Raw genomic sequence first — 20008 nt, 5'->3', positions numbered from 1 at the left:
CTAATCATCGCGCCAAACACTGAAAACTCGTACACAAAGGAGTTTCATATGCCCGGAACCCTCCGTATTTTCATGGTTGACTTGTTACTATTTGTTCGCGAAAAAGACGCGAAAGATACGGACCAAACTTTTTGGGGATTTGCACCAAATACACGCGGCGCTGGTCACCATCTCGAACACCATCCTTACCTCTTTTTTTGTGATACTCAACCTAACGGCACGTTTGAGGAAATCAACAATGGGGTCGGCGAAAAAGAAAAGGTCTGGGATTGTGACGGTTATGAGTTGTCCGTGTGTGGCGGTAATGATCGCCTGGATATGTCCGGGGGATATGGTCCCAAACATAGCTCCCCCCACCCCGACAACTACAGTCTAGATTGGCTGGTCGACTTTAACGAACTCGATCACACCAGGAATCTCAAAGGTGCGAAGGCAATCCTAAAGACACAAGAAGCAGGCGTTCTGGATTTGTTAAGTGCACGGATCAAACTCGAAACCGGCGTCATTCGCGCCACGCATTTCACCTGGGCGGGCGATACGGGAGAAACCACCCAGTGTCCGGGGTTCGAGGACAAAAAAACGAAAAAGTGGTCACCAATTAACGCGCAAAACGGTCGCCCCATGTCGATTTGGACGGTGGCAACCATCCACTTTACCGGTAAATCAATCCAAATCAAGCGTAACCCCCTCACGAATAAGGGCAAGGCACCACAAACCATGGCGCTTCAACCGGTGAAGACCAACCAACCTATTGACTTGGTTTTTGCCAATATCAGTAAACCGCAGCCTTCCCCCAACAGCGACCATTTTCTATTGCTGTATTCACTGGTTGAAGGTTGGAGCACCGCTGATCGCTACCAAGCCATATTTACCAAAACCCCGGGACCTCTACTAAGACGGCCTATCGTCCACCAAAGCAAAGCACGACGGGAGCTGGTGAAACGTATGCGCCCTACCAGCAATGAAGAAACCTTAAACTTGGACTTCTGGTCTATGAACCCATCGATTCAAGAAGCGAAAAACTGCTTACCAGCGAAGCTGGACAGCTTTCTCGATTCGCCCCCGGCATCCGAATCTGAAACCGAAACCGAATCTGAAACTGAAACCGAAACATGATTCACTTTGTCGGCCGAGGGAATGTTAGGGTTTTGCCAGGGCCTCATAACGAGCGCGCCAAAGGTCGGCGGCCTCGGGCTCGCCCTGTTCCGCCAACATCACGCTCAGGTTGAACACCAGGAACGGGGTTTGGTCGAACTGTTCGGCGTGGGCGCGGAAAGCGCGGAAGGCTTCCGTGCGCGCCTCGCCCTCGGCCGCCAGGTAACGGGCGAGAAAAACCAAGCCGTATTCGGGACCGTCGCGAGGGAGTTCAGCGGCGATCACCAACGCGTGGTCCAGGCGACCCGCGGCCAGGTTGGCCGCCGCCAAATCGGCGCGCAGGCCGTGATCCGCCGGTTGTTGCTGGAGCAACGCCGCGAGTTCCGCCAAGGTTTGCAACAAAGGCGCATGCTCGAGCCGCGCCCATGAACCGCCGCCCCGCACGCCCCGCGCTTGCTTTAACGTGGTCGGTTCAGCGGCGGTGGGATAGTGGAACCGCAACAGGCGGGTTCCATCGATTGCGGCCACCTGCCGGTAAGCCTGTTGGACCAGCGCGCCCCGCTCCGCTGTTTGCTCCGCGGCGGGACGAAACACCAAAAGCAAACCGGCCGCCAACACCGCGGCCGCCAACACCCAAAGCCCCGGCGCGAAACCCCGCGCGGATGGCGGGGGGGTTTGCGTCTGAATCGGAACCACGGGCGTAGTTAGGTCGGGCGGAACGGCTTCGTCCTCCTCTTCGTCGAGCGCCATGGTTTCCACCATTTCCGCGAACAGATCCGTACAGTGAGCGCAATCGTGCAGGTGAGCAAGCACCACCTCACGGCGCGCCGCGTCGAGACGGTTGTCCGCCAAGGCGGCCAGGGCTTCAAAATCAGGTTGATGGTGTTCGGGCGGATCGATCATCGTGGCTCCGTTTGCGGTTCGGCTTCATGGGTATGAGACAGCTCGGCCTCAAAAATTTCTTGGTGCGGGGCGAGGTGTAACACGAAACCGGCATCATCCAACAAGGGCATGACGGTCTCTTTGAACAATCCCGCCTGTTCCAAATCTTGGCGCAGCCGTCGGTTGATTTGCTCAAAGCGCCGATACAAAGTGCGCGGTTCGGTGCCGGTCCTGGTGGCAATGGTTTTGATTTTAAGCCCTTTGGCGTAACGCAGGCGCAACCAAAAACGCTCCTGTTTGGAGAGTTCGGCCAATGCGGCGTGCAACACCCGGGTGACCGCCGCCTGACCCTCCGCCTGTTCGTCACGGAGCAGGGCGGTTTCGCCGTGGGGATCGTCGGCAACCGTCGCTTCCAATAGCGCGGGATCCACCTCACGACGTCGCGTTTTGGCGGCGAATAAAGCGGTCAAGGCCTCGAAACGCGCATCATCCAGCGCGACCCCGTGGTTCACCGCCAGACGGGTACGCGCCTCGGCGTGGCTCAGCCCGTCGCGAACCACCCATTGCTCCAACAAAACGGCCTCGGGCCCGGCATCTTTGCTCGCCTGACAAGGGCGCCATTTGCCCCAAGCTTTTTCGCGACGGTTGATCAAAAAATGGGTCACCACGCCGATCAAAAACGTCTTCAGGGTGGCTGAGCCGCGAAAACCACGCAGGACGCGGCAGTTTTCCTCGAGCAATTTGAGGTGGACATCCGCGCGAAAATCATCCAGCTCATCCGGGCCGACCTTTTGACGTTTGGCAACGAGTCGGACCACGGCATCAATGACGGGGAGGTGCTTTTGAAACAAATGGGGTTGTGGCTCCGCGCTTAAACCAGAATCACGGGAAGAAATCATATAATTTCCAAACCATTGTGTTTTGATGAAATTATAGATAACCGCCAACCACCCAACAAGCAGGTTTTAACCTAAGAAGCGCGATAACTCGCGGCGATTTTCGCTAAATCTCTGGGCTGCAACGGCCTGTAAAAATGCTCACCGCACCCACCGGGTGCGCCTCCGCTTTTTCCAAGCCATTTCGCTCCAGATCTTTAGCCAAAATCCCTCGCTCTTATCACGCCTCTTAGGTTTAAAGACAATCCAAACCAATGCTTCATTTTGCAAATCGCCACAAAAACCACAAGCCAACGCACAGTCACCCCGTTTCCCCAGGTCCGTTGCAAAAAAGTGAATAAAGGAACGGAACCGGCTGTTACCTGGTTCGATCAAACGTAAAGGAGACCCCATGTCCCGTTTCATTGCCATGACGCTGATCGCGCTTCTCAGTCAGCCCTTGTTTGCATTTCAAGACACCGACGCCAAAGCTTGGATCGACAAAGTCGTCGCCCGCGTCGGCGGAATGGACGGCCTGCACCGCCTGAAAGACGTGCAATACACCTACATTTATCAATTGCCCAACGGCAAACAAGACGTTTCCATCGAACGCTACATCTTCGACGGTGAGGCCTCCTGGGCCGAATACACCAAAGGCGACGCCACCATGCCCGAAACCAAGGGCAAAGTGGTTCAGGGTTACGACGGTAAAACCGCGTGGGCCACCATCGACGGCCAACTCAGCAGCGACGAAAAGGTCGTTAAACGCGCCGATTTCCTGCGCAAAACCAACTACTACTGGTTCGCGATGATGCACAAACTCGGCGACCCCGGCCTGCAATACAAAAGCAAAGGCACCAAAACCCTGGAAGGCATTCCCTACCAGTTGGTGGAAGTCGGCTTTGAAAACGGGGTTGGCGATGTGCAGGATACCTACCTGCTGTACATCAACCCCTTCACCCATTTGGTCGACCAGTTCCTGTTTACGGTAATGGACTTCGACCGCAAGGAGCCCTTGCTGATGCGCGTGGATTACGAAACCTTCGAGGGCGTCACCCTGCCGACCATGCGGCGGTACATTCCCTCGAACTGGGAAGCGGAACCCCAGGGCGACGGCTGGGTTTTGGAAGTGATGCAAGACATCACCTTCAACAACGGCTTCAAAAAGACTGACTTCAGCAAAGGTGGCGGCTAACCCGTGAACCGCGAAGGATTTCACAACCGGCCCGTCTTGGTTCAGGCGGGCCGCTTTTTTTGCGCCCCCTAAAAAACGTGACACACGTCACTTTACACCAAAACCCCACCCCGGCTCATTGCACACACATTTTCCACCCACTAATATTCACCTTACCCCATATTTTCGCCTTTCCCATGTTGCAAGACCCGCGTCTACCGGGTTGTTCTTCCGCTTCTGAACGCTGCGTTCCCACGCCTCGGAGAAGAACATACTCCTCAGAAACCACTTTTTCTAAGCAACTTACACAAAAAGGCAAACTCCATGACTGCTGAGCTTCTGTTACAAACAGATATCTCGTGGGAAGGTCCGACTGAACATCTTTCGGTCGTCGAATTTTCAGCTACTGAAGGTCTATCCAAAATTCCCCTCATCGAAACGATGCTGATCTCGGAATCAGCTAATTTGCCACTGGCCGATATGCTTTACAAACCGGCGTCCATTTCGCTTTCGGTAGGGGACCATTTGACAGAGAGACGCTCGTTCTCTGGGATCATCACACGACTTGAACACAAACGAACCGGCCATAATCACATCAAAACATCTTCCACCAAAACCTACTTCTACGAGGCGGTCATTCAGCCCGAGGTATGGAAACTGACCAAAATGTTCCGTTCCTATGTTCACAAGAAAAAAAGTGCACCGGAAATCATCAAGGAAACCTTAACCGAAGCGGGCGTCAAGCAACGTTGGCAACTGTGCGGCACTTATCGAACCCGAGAGTACACCCTCCAATTTCAGGAATCCCACTTCCATTTCATCAGTCGGCTGATGGAGGATGAGGGGATTTACTTTTATAACGATCATGAGAACGGCGCGGTGGTTTTTTGCGATGCGCCGGGCTGTCATCTACCCTGCCGTCCTTATGAAGACGCTTCGTACAGCGAGGGGCTGCGTGATCTTTTCCAACAGCGAAAGCTGGAATGTGTCAGTTCCTTGTCTTATGAGATGGCGGCGGTGAGCGGCGGCTTCGAGGTCCACGACTACAACGACACAAAAGCCAAGACCAATCTCTCACAAAAAGACAAGCTTACCCAATCGCCAGGTTTTTCCGAGCTTGAGGTTTACACTCACAATATGAGCCACTTGGATCGCGGCCAGGGGAAAACCTACGCCCGTCTCCTCAAAGAGGAAGCCCATGCCTCGGCCAAACGGATTCAAGCCGAATCCAACTGCCGATCCTTCTCGCCAGGTTTCGTTTTCAATTTGAAACATCACTATTGCGAGGAGCTTAATAAAAAGTGGTTGCTCATTGATACCAGGGTGACCGCGCACCAAAACACCTACCACTGTTTCTTTACCGCCACACCGGCCGATGTGGTTTATCGACCGCCGCGCGTTACCCAACAGACCAAGGTTGACGGTCTCCAAACGGCCGTGATCACGGGACCACCGGGCTCCGAGGTGTACCTCGACGACCTCGGGCGCTGCAAATTGCAATTCCACTGGGATCGCGAGGGCGAGAAAAACGACCGCTCCTCGATGTGGGTCAGGGTTTCCAACAACTACGCGGGTAAAGATTACGGGATTCAATGGATCCCGCGCATCGGCAACGAGGTCTTGGTTCAGTTCATTAACGGCAACCCCGACTTGCCGGTGGTCGTCGGACGGGTTTTTAACGACAGCAATGCCTGCCCCCTCAAGCCGGCCAACAAGTGGCAAAATATCATTAAAACCATTAAGGACAACCATATTCTGTTCGACGACCAAGACGGCAAAGAGATGCTCGATATTCGCGCCCAAAAAGATATGACGACCCTGGTCATGAACAATGCGGATACAACGGTTGAAAACAACCGCACGGTCACGGTCAAAAACAACCAAACCCACATGGTGAAAAACAATCAGTCCCTCACCGTTGAAAACAACCGCACGGTCACGGTCAATCATGACAAAACCCTAACGGTGGCCAACAACTACCGGTTAACGGTTAAGGGGGATCAAACCCACGACGTCGGCGGCAAGCGTACGGTATCCGTGACCGGCAATGACAGGCTGAATGTGAGCGGCGACCGATCCGCGGCGATCAGCGGAAACCACGATGTGACGGTCATGGGCGACCAAAACGTTTCGGTAACCCAAAACGCCGGTCTCGACGCCATGACGGGCAAGATTTCGCTGTCGGCGCACGCGGGCGGCATTGATCTCACAAGTGGCGCGGCCTCCCTTTCGATGACCCCGGCCTCACTTACCCTTGCCGTCGGTCCAAACGCGATCAGCATCGACCCAGCCATGATTACCATCAACGGCATGATGATCAAACTGAACTGATACCGGGATTTCGCCGAGGTTCGCCCACCAAGATGCCGAACCCGGGGCGTCGGGACAAAAGCCCTGTCACCGCGCGATGCCTGGAGACAACCTTACCGGTGGTGGGATCCACGCTCATCCATCGCCTTCTTGACACGCACAACACGAGCAGCGCTTGCCTTTCGCGCTTTTCTCGCGGTCACCGCGAGGAATGAGCCTAACGCTTCACGGGAGACCACCTTGACAGAACCAAAAGCGAATCCGATCATCGATCGCATCGACAAACTTCGCGAGGCCTGGTGGCGCTTTTGCGACGATGAAGAAAAACGCCTCCTCGTGTGGTGCTTGCATCCAGAGGACCTAAGCATTCGGGACACCTTCCTCTCGGTGGAAATGGAGGAGCAAGGCGAAACCGCCGAGTTGTTCGTGCGAATCGAAGCAGCCTTTGAGGTCGATCACCACGGCTTTTCCATTGTCGATCATCTTTTGGAAGCATACGCGGCCGCCAAAGTTACCTTGGCTGAATTGGGTTTGCCTGACGCCTGGGCACCTCCGCCGCCAACCCCCGGTCAGCACGATATTGAGCGCTTGGTCGCGGTCTGTACCCATTTCATGGCGACCTATGGCGAGGCCATGGAACATTTGGTGCTGGTGCTCGATCCGGCGGAAATTGCCGACGAAGCGGCCTGGCAAGACTGGCTCTCGGCGGCTGCAAGCGCGGCTTTTCCCGAATCGGTTCGCCTGCTCACCACCGAGGTCGGCAAAAACAAACGATGGCACCGCCTCCACGAGCAACCACCCGCCGCGATGCTTATCGAGGATCCCCAACTTGACGGCGAAACGGCGGCGGCTGATTTGGCCGCGGCGGCCGACGACGGCAGTCCCGGCGGCCGCTTCAGACGCGCATTTATAGAAATCGGCGCCGCGGGCAAGGAGCGGGACCAGGCCGAGGCGGAACATGCCGCCAACCGCGCCCTAAGCATCAGCCGCGCCGAAAAGTGGCCCGCCATGAGTGTCGTGGCCCATATCGCGCTGTCCTCGGTTCAGATCAGTTGCAACGATCACGAAGCCGCCGTGCGCACCTGCGAGGCGGCCTCGGCGGAAGCACAAGACGCCGCCGCGGCGAAGGTCGAGGGGGGCGATCAACTGGTTCTGCAAACAGGCATGTCCTTGGGTTCGGCCTACATCGGCGTGGGCCGCTATGCCCCCGCCGCCGCCACCTACGAGGAAACCATTGCCGCGGCGGTATCCGTGGGCAACAGCTTTCTCGAGTTGGAATGCCGCCGCTTGGCCTGCTTCTGCTACGAAACTGCCGACGACCCAGAACCCGCGTGGCATATCGGCCTTTCAGGTTTGGCCCAGGCGCAAACACTCTCCGATGAAGAACGCCGCAATAGCTACCTGCCCTACCTCGGCGCCGGTCTGTTGCGCATCGCCGAGCGCCACCAATACACGCAACCCAGCCCCAAGGAGATCAGAGCCACCCTGTGCGACCTGGTCGGTCCTGAATGGGAAGAACAAGCGGGTTCCGTAGGCGGTGCCCCATGATGCCCGCGGCCAAACACCTGGACCCGGTTCTCGGGATCGATATCCACTTAATTCAGCCACCCGGCCCGGTTCCGCCCCTCCCCATTCCCCACCCTTTTATCGGCATTGTGATGGACCCGTTTGATTATGTCCCTTTCCTAGGGGCGACCATTTTGGTCAACGGCATGCCGCGCGCCATCGCGGGAACGGCGGGTATCGCGGTCCCCCCGCACATTCCGCTCGGCGGCGTGTTTGTGAAACCACCGGGCAACGAGTGCGAAATGTTCATGGGCAGCGCCACGGTCGCTTTTGACGGCGACGCCGCATCGCACATGCTGCATCCGGCTCTGAGTTGCCACACCATCGGCATGGTGCCGCCCTTTCGGGCCAATCCCAAAAAGAAAACCAAGCTCAAGTCCATGGTTTTGCCAACCTCGGTGGTACTCCCCATTCCGATGGGGATGCCGGTCCTGATCGGCGGACCGCCCACGATCTCGCTCAGCGCACTGGGCATGCGCGCGGGCATGAGCGCCCTTGGCAAAGGTTTTAAAAAACTGCGCAAGGTGATGAAAAACAGCAAGCGCATGAAACGCCTCTCCAACAAACTGCACAAAGCCGCCGATAAAACCATGGACAAACTCGGCGTACCCAAAAACGCGCGCCTTCGCAACAAGACCCACCGCAAAATCTGCACCTTGACGGGTCACCCCGTCGACGTGGCAACCGGCAAAATGGTGACTGAAGCGGTCGATCTCCAACTCGGGATGGGTTCCCCTTTTCTGTTCGAACGCGTGTGGTATTCAAGCTCGGTTTATCAGGGCCCGCTGGGACACGGCTGGCACCACAACCACGACAGCGCCCTGCTGGTGGAAGAACGCTGGGTGGCCCACCGAACGTCTGACGGTCGGGCGGTGGTGTTTCCCATGGTCGGCATGAACGAGCAGGCTCATCTCCCCGCCGAACAACTGACCTTGGGCCGAGACGGCGCGGGTTTTTTCGTCAAAAATGCGGCGGGCGAAACCACCGGTTACGCTTCCTGCAACCGGCCCAACGGTGAACTGGCGCCCAAGTGGACCCTCTTTGAGGCGGACCGTGTCCTCCATTTTCAGTACGACGCGCGGGGAAGAATGATCCAGGCGCGGGATCAAGGCAACCGCACCCTTCGCTTTACCTACAACGAGGAAAACCGAATCACCGCTATTTTCGCGCCCCATCCCGAGAACCCAGACGAGGAAATCGCCCCGGTTAGCTATATTTATAATGAACGGGGCGACCTGACCGAGGTGTGGGATGCGGATTTCAAACCCTTCCGCTATCACTATCAAGACCACTTAATTGTTCGTGAAACCAACCGCAACGGCTTCTCATTTTTCTTCGAATACGATCAACCGGGAAACGAGGCCCAATGCGTCGCCACCTGGGGTGACGGCAACCTGTACCGCCGGCAACTAACCTATGACAACCCGGCCCGTATGACGAAAGTCGTCGATTCACTGAACGACACCGCCACCTACCTCTGGAATGAAGACGGGCTCGTTACCCGCGTATACGACGCCCGCGGGCGCGGTATTGAACGCCGCTACGACGATCTTAAGCGGCTGCTGAGCGAAACCGACCCCTACGGCAACAGCACCCAATACGCCTACGATGCGCGAGGAAATGTCACCAAGCTAACCGAACCAGACGGCCTGGTTCACCAAGCTTGCTTCGATGCGCGGGGGCACCTGATCACCAAAACCGCGCCGGGCGAGGCCTCGGTTCGGTACAGCTACGACATCCAAGGCCGCATGATCCGCCAAAGTCGCGATCAAGGGCCCGAATACCGCTACGAATACGATCACCGCAATCGCCTGTGCCGGATCATCGACAACCAAGACGCGGTAACGCACTTTTACTACGACGAACGGGGCAATCTGGTGCGCCACATCCAGCCGGGCAACCGCGAGACCCGGTACGTCTACAATGCTTGGGGCGCGATTCAGCGCCGTACCGATCCCGACGGCACCTGCACGACCTACACCTTTGACACCCGTGGCAATCTGACGACGGTCCAGTGCGAAGGAAAAGTGGTTCTGCGCTTGGCCTACGATGCCGCGTCCAATTTGGTTCGGGAAGAGAATGATCGCGGTGAGGTCCATGGTACCGCCTATACCCCTTTTAACAAACCGCTTGCCGAAACCAATCCCTTGGGTGAAACCCATGGTTTTGAATACGATACCGAGGCGCAATTAACCGCCGTCGTCAATCCCGCCGGCGAGCGTTACACCTTTACCTATGATGCTTCCGGCAAAGTGTTAGAAACCAGGAATTTCCAAGGCGTGGTCCGCAAGTATGGCTACGGCTTTTCCGATCATGTGACCCTGCTTGAGGAAATCGGCGTCGCAACCGGTTGGGACGGCGACGGCAAGCCGGTGCGCGACCACGCACGCTTCAAATTTGCGCGCGACCCCGCGGGCCGGGTGCTGACATTGGACCTGCCGGACGGCACAAGGTACAGCTATGGGTATGACGAAGGCGGCCGACTCGCGCGCGCCGAGACCCCCTCCTACCGCCTCGCTTTTCTTTACGACGGCGGCGGGAACCTCGTCGAAAGTGACCAGAACGGCCAAATCGTGCGTTATGAATATGATCAGGCGGATCGTCTGATCACGCGCCACGCACCAAGCGGCGCCCGCGTAAGCTATCACTACCTTTTCGAAAACTTACTTTCATCGGTTCAGGTGACCACCAGCGCGGCGCAAATCCATCGCATTCGCTATGCGTACGACCGGGATTGGTTCTCAAAAAAAACCTATTTCCCCAACGCGTGCGAGGCGGTGCACCAAGGAAGCGAGACCGAACCCGTCACCCAGCATTTTGAAGGTCGCGATTTTTCCCAGCGCAGAACCTTCGACGCCCAACCCGAGGACCGCGCGATAACGGTATCCGACAGTCGCTTTGGGAGCCGCACCTACCAACTGGATGAACTGGGTCGCCCCATTCAAACCCAGCGGGGTTTTGGGTTGGAAACCATGTCCCTGGATCAGAACGGTAACTTCCTCCACATCGGCGCCGCCGGCTACCGAACGGCGTCGGGCAACCGGCTCGCGACCCGCAACGGGCTACCTTACCGCTACAACGGGTTTGGCGATGTGGTGGAACGGCCGGGGGATACACCGGAAACAGCAAGCCTGATGCACTACGACCCACTCCACCAATTAACCGCCGTGTGTGACCGCCGAGGTCAAACGCTTGCGACCTATGAATACGACGCCCTGGGCCGCCGCGTCAAAAAGGTCACCCCTGAAAACGCGTTCACCTACCTTTGGGATGATTGTGACCTGCTCGCGGAAATCTCGGCCACCCAAACCCGCGAATTCGTGATCGTCGATCACCAACCCTTGGTGGAAATGATCGCGGGCGACGCCTACTTCTACCACCTGGATCATACGGGAACACCGACCCTCATCACCGACACAAACGGCCAAAGCGTTTGGCGCGGCTGGTTTGGCGAGTACGGCGAAGCCTTGCTGTCGGAGGGCGAGCTTTCGCCGGCCTTTGGCCTGCCCGGAATGTTTGTGGACGAGGAAACCGGTTTGGGCTACGCGCTCTGGCGTTACTACGACACGCGCGACCGTCGCTTCCTCACCCCGGACCCCATCGGCTTGGACGGCGGATTTCACGCCTATGCCTATGTGGACAACCCCTTCGTCGAAATCGACCCCTACGGTTTGGCCAAAATGCCGCGCCAACTCAAATCGAAGTACGGCGTGCACCCGCTGAGCAAAAGGGCCCTGAACCACCGCGTCCGCCTAAAAGGAACAGCCAAATCCACGACCAAAGGCCAGTGCGTGGCCGTTTTCGAATACGTCACCCCAACCGGCAGGAAGATGTACAAGGTGGCAACCAGTACCTTCGGCGGCAAACACGCGGAAAAAAACGCCTTCGCCGCCCTCCCCCAATACGTCAAAAACGACACCAGCCGCATCAAAAGGGTTTATACCGAACTGGAGCCCTGTGACTACGCCGGATGCGGTAAATTCCTACAACAAAACGCCCCGAATGCGACCGTGACCTATCACTTCAAGTACAATCCCAAGGGACCCACCCGTACGGCCGGAAAAAAATTGCATTCGAAAACCGTAGCGCCCTACTGCTAAACAACCATCACCTTGTTTTAAGGGAGTAAATCACAATGGATTTGACGGCTTGTTATTCTTTTGGGGGCCCCATTGCCAAGGTATTTTTCAGCCCGCGGGGCAACCAGTTACTCATCCTGGCCGCGGACAAAAACCACAACGCCGTGCTCACCCTTCAAGACCAAGAACTGATCCCGGCCTACACCTTTGGCAACCCCTCGGACCCCCGACTTTTTGACGCCGCCTTTCATCCAAGCCTGCCGTTGCTGGCAACCGCGGGCGCCGAACGGATGATTGAGATTCACGACAGCGCGACCGGCCAAAAACTTCGCGAACTGGGGACACCGCCCGCCGCCGACACACAACCGGGTTACACATCGCTGGCATTCGATGCGCGGGGTGAACGGCTCTTTGCCGCCCGTTGGGGTTCTGAAGGCACCGACGTATTTAACTTCAGCGACGGGCGCCTGGCATTCACCTATTGGGGCCGCGGCAGCATGGACACGCTCGCCCTGCACCCCGAGGCGCAACTCATGGCCAACACCCTCTTTGAACAAGGCGCCTGCGCCGTTCGTTTTCTTCATTTGGATCGCGAAAACTTGGTCCCGCTCAACGTCGAACTTGAAAATTTCATGGATACACCGCACCTCGCCTGGAGTCCCGACGGGGCCTACCTCGCCGCCCTCGGCGGTTTTCCCGGTCCCGAGGTTTGCGTCTTTCGCTTCCCGGAATGCGAACAGGTACTGGAATGGTACGGCGAGGACGACGTCCCGCCGCCCGCCCAACCCTGGACCCTTTCCCATCACACGCCCTTGGTCGCGCAGCAGGCTTTTTCGGCAGACGGCACCACGCTCTGGTGCCCCGGCGCCTCCGGCAACCTCGTCGCCGTCGACCTCGGTTCCGGGCAAGTCGCGCGCCGCGTTCCCGCCCACCGGGAAGCGGTTTGCGCCATCCAGGCCCATCACGCCTCGGGTCGCATGGCTTCCGCCGGGCGCGACGGCCGCGTCTGCCTATGGAAAACGCCGAAAAACGAACCGGTTACGGCCGATCTCAAGGCGTCGCGAACCCAGGGTTTTCTAGCGCGCGCGCGACCAACCACCCCCTTTCCCCGTCAAGAAGATTTGGCGGTCATCGAAGCCCCCTAACCATAGGCCGCGACCGTCCCGCCCCTGCAACCCAACCGCCGTCCGTGAGGAGTCGAACCGTGAGACCCATCAAACTGACCATGACCAACGTCATTGTGGGCGAAGCCCTCACCTGGGCGTACCCCGACGGCCACGCATTGGGTCATTTCCTCATTCCCACCTACCGACTGACCGTCGCGGGCAGCGATGATCTGGGCAAAAAAGCCGAACGTCACTTTGAAGTCTTCCGCTTTGGCATTCAAGGCAAAGATCGGGGTAAGGGACCCGAGGCACGGGTTGTCGGCTTGGCCGATTTACAAACCCACGTCATCAAAAGTTGGTTGCCGCACTATACCGTCCACTCCGCTCGTTCCGTGGAGCGGGGCGCGTGGCAGGTCTACGACAACTTTCTCATCCACGATGGTCCCGACGATCCCCATACCGAGGTTTACGCCTCCATTGGTTGTATTGAAATCTGCAACGGTCCACGCGGCTTCGACATGTTCAACGATTACCTCATCGCTCTTTCCGGGGCAACCGCCGCCGGGCGCGCCGACCGGCTCGCGCAAATCGGCAAAGCCCGCAACATGACCATCACGTACCACAAGGCCACCCGTCCCCCGTTAAAAAAGGCGCCATAACCCAAACGGCCGGGCTTGGCGAACGCCGCCTCGCGGATGAAATAAATCGCTAAAGAATGCATCATCCTCGCACCTATCCCAGACCTCATTGTTCAATGACCCTAACCCGCCCTGAAACCCGACAAGGACCCCCTGATGCCGCTGCTTTGGTTCTTTGCACTTGTGATCACCCTTTCCGATTCCGCGCATGCCGACAGGATCCGCGCCACCTTTGTCGCCCACATCAGCGCCGACTGGGACGGCTATCAGCTTTCCGAATACCATCAGCAAGGCCCTCATGCCGAAAAGTACGTGAGCCGCCACCTTCACGCGGACCTCTTGATCGGCCTTCAAAGCGTGACCAAAACCGATTATTTCCTCGCTCGGGATCCTGAGCATTACCGCCATCACTTGGGCATCCTCTCTTTATCGTATGAGGCTGAAGCCGCCGCAACTCGTGCCGCCAAACACCTCCAACACATCCAACCGCCTTTTTTGAGGCAAACCCTCATCCAAACCCGATTTATGATCATTCAGCACCAGACAGATCTGCTGATCCTGTACTCCGAAACCTATCTGCACCCCAAACTGAAGCGCTTTTTGAAACACCTTGCCACAACGCCTTAAACCTAAGAAGTGCAATAACCGAAGGATTTAGCCTGTTTTCCCTGGTTGAATCTGCTATGCTCCGCCGGTTATGAGTGAGCTGAAACAGTTTTTCCGCAACAGTCAAGTGATGGCGATGATGACCGCCTGCTCCCGCGTGTTCGGCCTGATGCGCGACCTGTTGACCAACTACCTGTTGGGCACCAGTCGTTCCGCCGACATCTGGGTGATGGCCTTTATGCTCCCCAACCTGTTCCGCCGCCTGATGGCGGAAGGGGTGATGTCGTCCGCCTTCGTGCCGATCCTGGCGGAAACACTCGGCGGCGAACCGCCGGAGGAAGCCGAACAACGCGCCCGCGAATTCGCCCGCGCCATGTTCAGCCTGATCTTGGTGGCCGCGACCCTGGTCGTCGGATCCATTATCTTGTTGATGCCGGTCATGCTGCCCTTCATCCTGCGGGTGCTCACGCCCAGCAGCGGCGGCGGCAGCGATCCCGAATTCCTCGCTCGCCTGATCCTACCCACGCGGATGCTGTTCCCCTACCTGATCTTTATCAGCCTCGCCGCCATCTGCCAAGGCGTGCTCAACACCAAAAATCGCTTCGCCCTGCCCGCCTTCACGCCGATCCTGCTCAACATCTGCATCATCAGCTTCGGCTGGACCCTGCGCGACCACTGGGACAGCCCGATTTGGGGCCTGTGCATTGGCGTTTTGTGCGGCGGTTTTTTGCAATTTTTCCTGCAATGGCTCCAGTTAATGCGTTTGGGTTTTCCGCTCAACCCCACCACGCGCATGTGGACCCCCAAAACCGCCGAAGCCTTCCGCCTGTGGTTGCCCACCACCTTCAGCGCGGGCGTCGTGCAAATTAACGCGCTGGTCAGCACCGCCGTGGCGGTTAACCTGTTTGAGGGCGCCTCCATGGCGCTGTTTAACTCAAACCGCATGATCGAATTGGTTTTGGGCGTGTTCGCCGCCGCCATCTCCACCAGCATTTTGCCGTTGCTGGCCCGCCAAGCCGGCAAAAAAGACGAACACGGCATGAACCAAAGCCTGTGGGCCGGCCTTTCCGCCATGAGCCTGGTCACCCTCCCCGCCGCCGTCGGGCTGCTCGTCTCCGGCGCCCCCGTGCTCAGCCTGCTCTTTCAACGCGGCGCGTTCGACGACCGCAGCCTCACGCTAACCTACAGCGCGCTGATCTTTCACAGCATGGCGCTGCTGCCGATTTCCTGGTACCGCATTCTGAGCCAATCCTTTTACGCCAAGAAAAAAGTATCGATTTCCGTCGTCGTCGCCACCATCGCGGCCGTGGTCAACATGGCGGGCTGTTTTATCTTCCCCTCATTTTTCCCGAAAAATTTGGCCCATTGCGGGGTTGCATTGGCGACTTTGGTCAGTTCTTGGCTGCTGTTTGCGCTGGCCTTACAACAGGCTTATCACCATTTTCAGGTGCGCTGGCCACGCGAGTTTACCACTGATTTAACGAAGGTTACGGCCGCGGCACTGGCCTTCGTACCCATTTGGCTTACCCCCGGTGCGGGGGATCCCGAACCACTTCCTTTGATCTTGCGTTTGGTTTCCTCTATATTGGTGTATGGCATTCTGATCGTTTTCATGCGCGTCTCTTGGGTCACACGGCTCCGTCGCAAACGGGGTAAGCCGTGATAGAATGGCCCACTCGTCAAAGGTCTGTCCTTTGTTTCAGCCCCTTTCACACCCCGTGATCAAAGAAGTTTGGAGTTACAAGCCATGAGTAGTGTCGAACCCATGACAAAACCGAGCGAGAATGAAGAGACGGCGGTTGCGGTCACTGAAAAACCCGCGCCCACCGAACCCCATGAAATTCTTGCCGAAACGGTGAAAGACCTGAAACGTGGCGACAAAGTGGCGATTTTCACCCAAGACAATCCCGATCCCGACGCCATCGGCTCGGCCTTTGGTTTGTCCTGGCTGATCAAAAAAATCAATTCCAGCGCCAGTGTGGTTATTTTTTACGGGGGCGAGATTTCCCATCCCCAGAACCGCACCTTCGTCAATCTGCTCAACATCCAAATGCGGCGCGTCGACAACGCCAAAGATTACGACGAATACAGCCTCAAAATTTTTGTGGACGTGGCCAGCTCCGGTCAAAAGAACCTGCAGAGCGTAACCGTTCAGCCCGACATCATCATCGACCACCACGAGGACAATCCCGAGGGCGACTACATCCTCAAAGACATTCGCGTCATGGGCGCCACCGCCACCATGATTTGCGAGTACCTGCTCAATTCCGGCTTCCAACTCAATGAAGAGTCCGAGGAAGATGTCAACGTCGCCACCGCCCTGCTGTTCGCCATCGAAAACGATACCGGCAATCTGGTTTCGGAAAACACCCGTCAGCTCGATATCGATTGTTTCCTGTACCTGCTCAAACGGGTCGATATCAACATCATTACCAATGTCCGCAACTACCCCATTCCCCGTTACTTCTTTGAACTGGAAGAGATTGCCAACCAGAACAAAAAAATCGTCGGTTCCGTGCTCGTCACCGGTTTGGAATTCCTCAAACCCGACCGCCGCGACGCCCTACCCTACATCGCTGACAAGTTCCTGCGCATGGAGGGCATTGAGACGGTCGTCGTCTTCGGCATTATCGACGACTACCTGGTCGCCAGCTTGCGCACCACCAACAAGTCCATCAGCCTCAACTCGATTTGCCATTCCATCTTTGGCGAAAGTTATTCCGGCGCCAAAACCGGCTCCGGCGGCGCCCGCGTACCACTGGGCTTGATGGCCCCCAAAAACGCCAAAGAAGAAGTTCGCAACCTGGTGTGGGAAGCCCTCAAAACCAAGCTCACCGCCGAAATCATCGACAAAATTTCCGGCCAATAAACCCGCGACATCGGCTCACCCCGACCGGAAGAATCCCACGACGCGGCGCCGAGGCCGTGTCTTTTGTTGAGCACACATGGACAAGGATTATTTTCAGATCGGTGAGAACCTAAATCCCAAGGTTCGCTGGTATCTGAAATTTGTAAAACTAAGTCGCTTCTTCAAAATCAAGGAAGTGGCCGAACAAATCAACGCCAAAGTCGGCCGTATCGATAACCGACGCGGACCCCTCGACGACGACGCCATTTCTCAAATCGTCGAAAACTTGGTCGTCGCCAAAATCGCGCGGACCCACCTCAGCCGTAAAATCAAACGCTTCAAGCTCAAAGGCCGCGCCAATCCGCGCTTGCACGAACTGCGCCGCGATATCGAAAGCACCTCGCGCCCTTTCGACGAACTGGCCTGCGCGATTTACAAAGAAAAACACTACCGCATGCGCAACAACCCCGCCCTGCTCTTTCCCGGGTTCGTGCCCGACGGCAACGAGGCGTTTTACCTGCTGCGCAAGGCCTTCCTCAAGTACGGCTCCGCTTATTACATCAACTACCCCGCCCGTCGGTTCCACAAGGAAGTAGTGTTTCACCAGATCCTCGATCTGATCCTCGATATCAACAACCGCAAAATTAAACACGTCGGCAAAAAAGGCTCGCCGTTCCTGATCGGTACCAGTTTCGGCTGCAGCGTGATTGTGAACTTCCTGCGCTGGCTCAACGAAACCGGCAACATCGACCGCGTGCAAATTCGCGGCGTCGCCCTCATCAGCCCGGTCCTTTGCCTCGACGACGTGGTCGATTCAGCCACCAAACGCCAAAAAACCTTGGTGGGCCGCGCCATTTCCAACCTCGTCGGGATCGATCCCAACGACCCGGAAGCCGTCGCCCAAGCCATGAAAAAGGCCCGCGCCATTTTCCAGAAGATGTTTGTCTCCGGCCGCGACTTTCTCAACTTCACCTCCAAGGACCTGATCCCGGTGTTTTCCATTGAGGACGAGGTCCTGGCCATCTTCGAGCAGGACATCGGCTCCGATTCCGGTTACTTCCACCGTTACCTGGACCTCAAAGACTTGGAGCCACTGACCAACAGCTATTTGTCCAACGTTCCCACCATGGTGCTGTTTGCCGAGGGTGAAGGCGACGTGATGGCACCCAACTCGCCCACGCTCAAATCCTTTTCCGACATCAACACCCTCAAAACCATTTTCCCCGACGGAAAGGTCGAATTTGTGTACAGCAAGGATCCCAGTCGCAAGGTCACCCACTCGGATCTGATTTTCCAGGCGGAACGTTTTATTGAACACCTGGACCCCTGGCTGGAGGGTTTAACCCTATGACCCGACTCTTGGCGCCGTTGATCAAACCGCTCGCGGGCGCCTGGGCCCGTCGCCGCACACAACGACGCCCAAGCGGCACCCCGCACGACACCTTGCGCGACCTGCTGACCCGCGCCCAAAACACGCGTTACGGCAAAGCGTACGGCTTCGCGGATGTGTTGCGGCAGCCCGATCTGTTTGCCGCCTTCCAGCAGCGCGTGCCGGTGCTGGATTACGACACCTGGGTGCAATGGCTCGGCGCACGGAGTCCGCTCGCCGCCGCGGGCGTTCAACCCCTGGTTGATGAAGCTTGGCCAGGCCGAGTCGACATGTTTTGCCTGTCGTCGGGAACCACCAGCGGCCGCACCAAATTCGTGCCCTACTCCGCCGAAATGGCGTCGATCAACCGCAAAGCCGCCATCGATTTTTTCGCGCACTTGCTCGCCGACCAGCCGGGACAAGCACCGCTTTTGAGCCAGACCCTGTACATGGCGGGCAGCACCAACCTGGCCCGTGATGAAAACGGCGTCTTGGCAGGCGATATGTCCGCGCTAACCAAATACCTCGCCCCCCGTTTGTTAGACCGATTAACCCAACCGCCGCCCGAGGTGGCGTCGCTCGAACCCTGGGAACGTCGCCTCAACGCCCTCGTCGACATTTGCTGTTCGGGCAAAGCCGTCGGCGCCATATCCGGCATTCCCATTTGGCAACTCACGTTGTTGGAGGCCGTTGCCGCACGAAGCGGTCGTTCGATTGAAGAAACCATGCCGCACCTGCGATTTTTGATTCACGGCGGCATGGCGATCACACCCTACCGCGCCAAAATTGAAGCGCTGGCCGGGCCGCGGGTCACCACCGTGGAAGTCTACGCGGCCTCGGAAATCGGGATCGGCGCCTTCCAAGTGCCCGGCGAACAGGGCATGCGCTTCCAGCATCACTACGGCGTGTTCTACGAATTTGAGGATGATCAAGGCAAACTCCACGGTTACGCTGACTTAGAGGTCGAAACCCCCTATCGCGTGGTGGTCAGTTCCTGTTCCGGCCTGTGGCGTTACCGTATCGGCGACGTGCTGATATTCCGTTCAGTGAACCCGCTCGTCCTCGACCGGGTCGGGCGCGACAAAACCACCAGCGCCTTTGACGAAAAGGTCACGGAACAAGAACTCCAACGTGCGATGATGGCCGTCACCCCCTCCTTCGCCGACTTCTCGCTGGGTCCCGACATCGAAACACGGCGACACGTCTGGTTTCTCATCGGGGAACACCAGCCGGATGCCGCCTGGGCCGACCGCTTGGACCAAGGCTTGCGCGGTGAGAACCAGGATTATGACGATTACCGCGGCGACGGGCGCATCAACCCGCCGCGGCTGGTGATGGTCCCACAACGGGGCACCTTCTTGGAAGCCATCGGTCGTGCCGAGGGCGGCCAGCGAAAATTCCCGCGCCTACTCAGCCCGGAGGAAGTGCAAACCCTGCTCGACACCTTTGGTTAGGGAGGT

Annotated in this window: 14 protein-coding genes; 12 read left to right on the top strand and 2 right to left on the bottom strand. The window is 57.4% G+C overall.

The features are described from left to right. Positions 1 to 48: 48 nt before the first annotated feature. Entirely contained in the window at positions 49 to 1116 is a 1068-nt protein-coding gene (locus J3U88_RS28870; protein WP_207862491.1) for a hypothetical protein, read from the top strand. A 24-nt stretch (positions 1117 to 1140) separates the two neighbouring features. Here J3U88_RS28870 and J3U88_RS28865 read toward each other — a convergent pair whose 3' ends face one another. After that, positions 1141 to 1998: an anti-sigma factor family protein gene (locus J3U88_RS28865; protein WP_207862490.1), complete on the bottom strand. Its 858-nt coding sequence runs from the start codon at positions 1996 to 1998 to the stop codon at positions 1141 to 1143. After that, on the bottom strand, positions 1995 to 2876 hold the full coding sequence (locus J3U88_RS28860) for a sigma-70 family RNA polymerase sigma factor (RefSeq protein ID WP_207862489.1): 882 nt from the start codon (positions 2874 to 2876) through the stop codon (positions 1995 to 1997). Before J3U88_RS28860 ends, J3U88_RS28865 begins: the two co-directional genes overlap by 4 nt. A gap of 388 nt (positions 2877 to 3264) precedes the next feature. Here J3U88_RS28860 and J3U88_RS28855 point away from each other — a divergent pair, with 388 nt between their 5' ends. The 11 genes from J3U88_RS28855 (at position 3265) to J3U88_RS28805 (ending at position 20002) form a co-directional block, all read left to right on the top strand. Next, positions 3265 to 4047, top strand: coding sequence for a DUF6503 family protein (locus J3U88_RS28855; RefSeq protein ID WP_207862488.1), 783 nt, complete (start codon positions 3265 to 3267; stop codon positions 4045 to 4047). Between the two features lie 303 nt (positions 4048 to 4350). Beyond that, positions 4351 to 6357 carry a type VI secretion system Vgr family protein gene (locus J3U88_RS28850; RefSeq protein WP_207862487.1) on the top strand — a complete coding sequence of 669 codons (2007 nt, stop codon included), beginning with the start codon at positions 4351 to 4353 and terminating at the stop codon, positions 6355 to 6357. Positions 6358 to 6576: 219 nt separating this feature from the next. Beyond that, positions 6577 to 7884, top strand: coding sequence for an ATP-binding protein (locus J3U88_RS28845; RefSeq protein ID WP_207862486.1), 1308 nt, complete (start codon positions 6577 to 6579; stop codon positions 7882 to 7884). After that, positions 7881 to 12002, top strand: a complete 4122-nt coding sequence (locus tag J3U88_RS28840) for a DUF6531 domain-containing protein (RefSeq protein WP_207862485.1) — start codon at positions 7881 to 7883, stop codon at positions 12000 to 12002. Before J3U88_RS28845 ends, J3U88_RS28840 begins: the two co-directional genes overlap by 4 nt. A gap of 35 nt (positions 12003 to 12037) precedes the next feature. Then, positions 12038 to 13126, top strand: coding sequence for a WD40 repeat domain-containing protein (locus J3U88_RS28835; RefSeq protein ID WP_207862484.1), 1089 nt, complete (start codon positions 12038 to 12040; stop codon positions 13124 to 13126). Between the two features lie 59 nt (positions 13127 to 13185). After that, the gene (locus J3U88_RS28830; protein WP_207862483.1) at positions 13186 to 13746 is read left to right on the top strand and encodes a hypothetical protein; all 561 of its coding nucleotides are present in this window, start codon (positions 13186 to 13188) and stop codon (positions 13744 to 13746) included. Between the two features lie 135 nt (positions 13747 to 13881). After that, a complete protein-coding gene (locus J3U88_RS28825) occupies positions 13882 to 14352 on the top strand; it encodes a hypothetical protein (protein ID WP_207862482.1) in 471 nt (156 codons plus the stop codon). 70 nt (positions 14353 to 14422) lie between these two features. Beyond that, positions 14423 to 15994, top strand: coding sequence for a murein biosynthesis integral membrane protein MurJ (murJ, locus tag J3U88_RS28820; protein ID WP_207862481.1), 1572 nt, complete (start codon positions 14423 to 14425; stop codon positions 15992 to 15994). An 84-nt stretch (positions 15995 to 16078) separates the two neighbouring features. Further along, entirely contained in the window at positions 16079 to 17200 is a 1122-nt protein-coding gene (locus J3U88_RS28815) for a DHH family phosphoesterase (protein ID WP_207862480.1), read from the top strand. A gap of 76 nt (positions 17201 to 17276) precedes the next feature. Beyond that, on the top strand, positions 17277 to 18530 hold the full coding sequence (locus J3U88_RS28810) for a hypothetical protein (RefSeq protein ID WP_207862479.1): 1254 nt from the start codon (positions 17277 to 17279) through the stop codon (positions 18528 to 18530). Next, the gene (locus J3U88_RS28805) at positions 18527 to 20002 is read left to right on the top strand and encodes a GH3 family acyl-acid amido synthetase (RefSeq protein WP_207862478.1); all 1476 of its coding nucleotides are present in this window, start codon (positions 18527 to 18529) and stop codon (positions 20000 to 20002) included. Before J3U88_RS28810 ends, J3U88_RS28805 begins: the two co-directional genes overlap by 4 nt. Positions 20003 to 20008: the final 6 nt, after the last annotated feature.

Source organism: Acanthopleuribacter pedis, from assembly GCF_017377855.1.
GTDB classification, from domain to species: domain Bacteria; phylum Acidobacteriota; class Holophagae; order Acanthopleuribacterales; family Acanthopleuribacteraceae; genus Acanthopleuribacter; species Acanthopleuribacter pedis.
The sequence above is the reverse complement of the archived record's forward strand: the minus strand, read 5'-3'. Positions and strand labels throughout refer to the sequence as shown.

Excerpts from the sequence above, each read along its gene's own strand:
- J3U88_RS28810 (WP_207862479.1), top strand. The coding sequence starts at position 17,277 with ATGGACAAGGATTATTTTCAGATCGGTGAGAACCTAAATCCCAAGGTT.
- J3U88_RS28840 (WP_207862485.1), top strand. The coding sequence starts at position 7,881 with ATGATGCCCGCGGCCAAACACCTGGACCCGGTTCTCGGGATCGATATC.
- murJ (WP_207862481.1), top strand. The coding sequence starts at position 14,423 with ATGAGTGAGCTGAAACAGTTTTTCCGCAACAGTCAAGTGATGGCGATG.
- J3U88_RS28870 (WP_207862491.1), top strand. The coding sequence starts at position 49 with ATGCCCGGAACCCTCCGTATTTTCATGGTTGACTTGTTACTATTTGTT.
- J3U88_RS28835 (WP_207862484.1), top strand. The coding sequence starts at position 12,038 with ATGGATTTGACGGCTTGTTATTCTTTTGGGGGCCCCATTGCCAAGGTA.
- J3U88_RS28860 (WP_207862489.1), bottom strand. The coding sequence starts at position 2,876 with ATGATTTCTTCCCGTGATTCTGGTTTAAGCGCGGAGCCACAACCCCAT.
- J3U88_RS28815 (WP_207862480.1), top strand. The coding sequence starts at position 16,079 with ATGAGTAGTGTCGAACCCATGACAAAACCGAGCGAGAATGAAGAGACG.
- J3U88_RS28825 (WP_207862482.1), top strand. The coding sequence starts at position 13,882 with ATGCCGCTGCTTTGGTTCTTTGCACTTGTGATCACCCTTTCCGATTCC.
- J3U88_RS28855 (WP_207862488.1), top strand. The coding sequence starts at position 3,265 with ATGTCCCGTTTCATTGCCATGACGCTGATCGCGCTTCTCAGTCAGCCC.
- J3U88_RS28805 (WP_207862478.1), top strand. The coding sequence starts at position 18,527 with ATGACCCGACTCTTGGCGCCGTTGATCAAACCGCTCGCGGGCGCCTGG.
- J3U88_RS28850 (WP_207862487.1), top strand. The coding sequence starts at position 4,351 with ATGACTGCTGAGCTTCTGTTACAAACAGATATCTCGTGGGAAGGTCCG.
- J3U88_RS28865 (WP_207862490.1), bottom strand. The coding sequence starts at position 1,998 with ATGATCGATCCGCCCGAACACCATCAACCTGATTTTGAAGCCCTGGCC.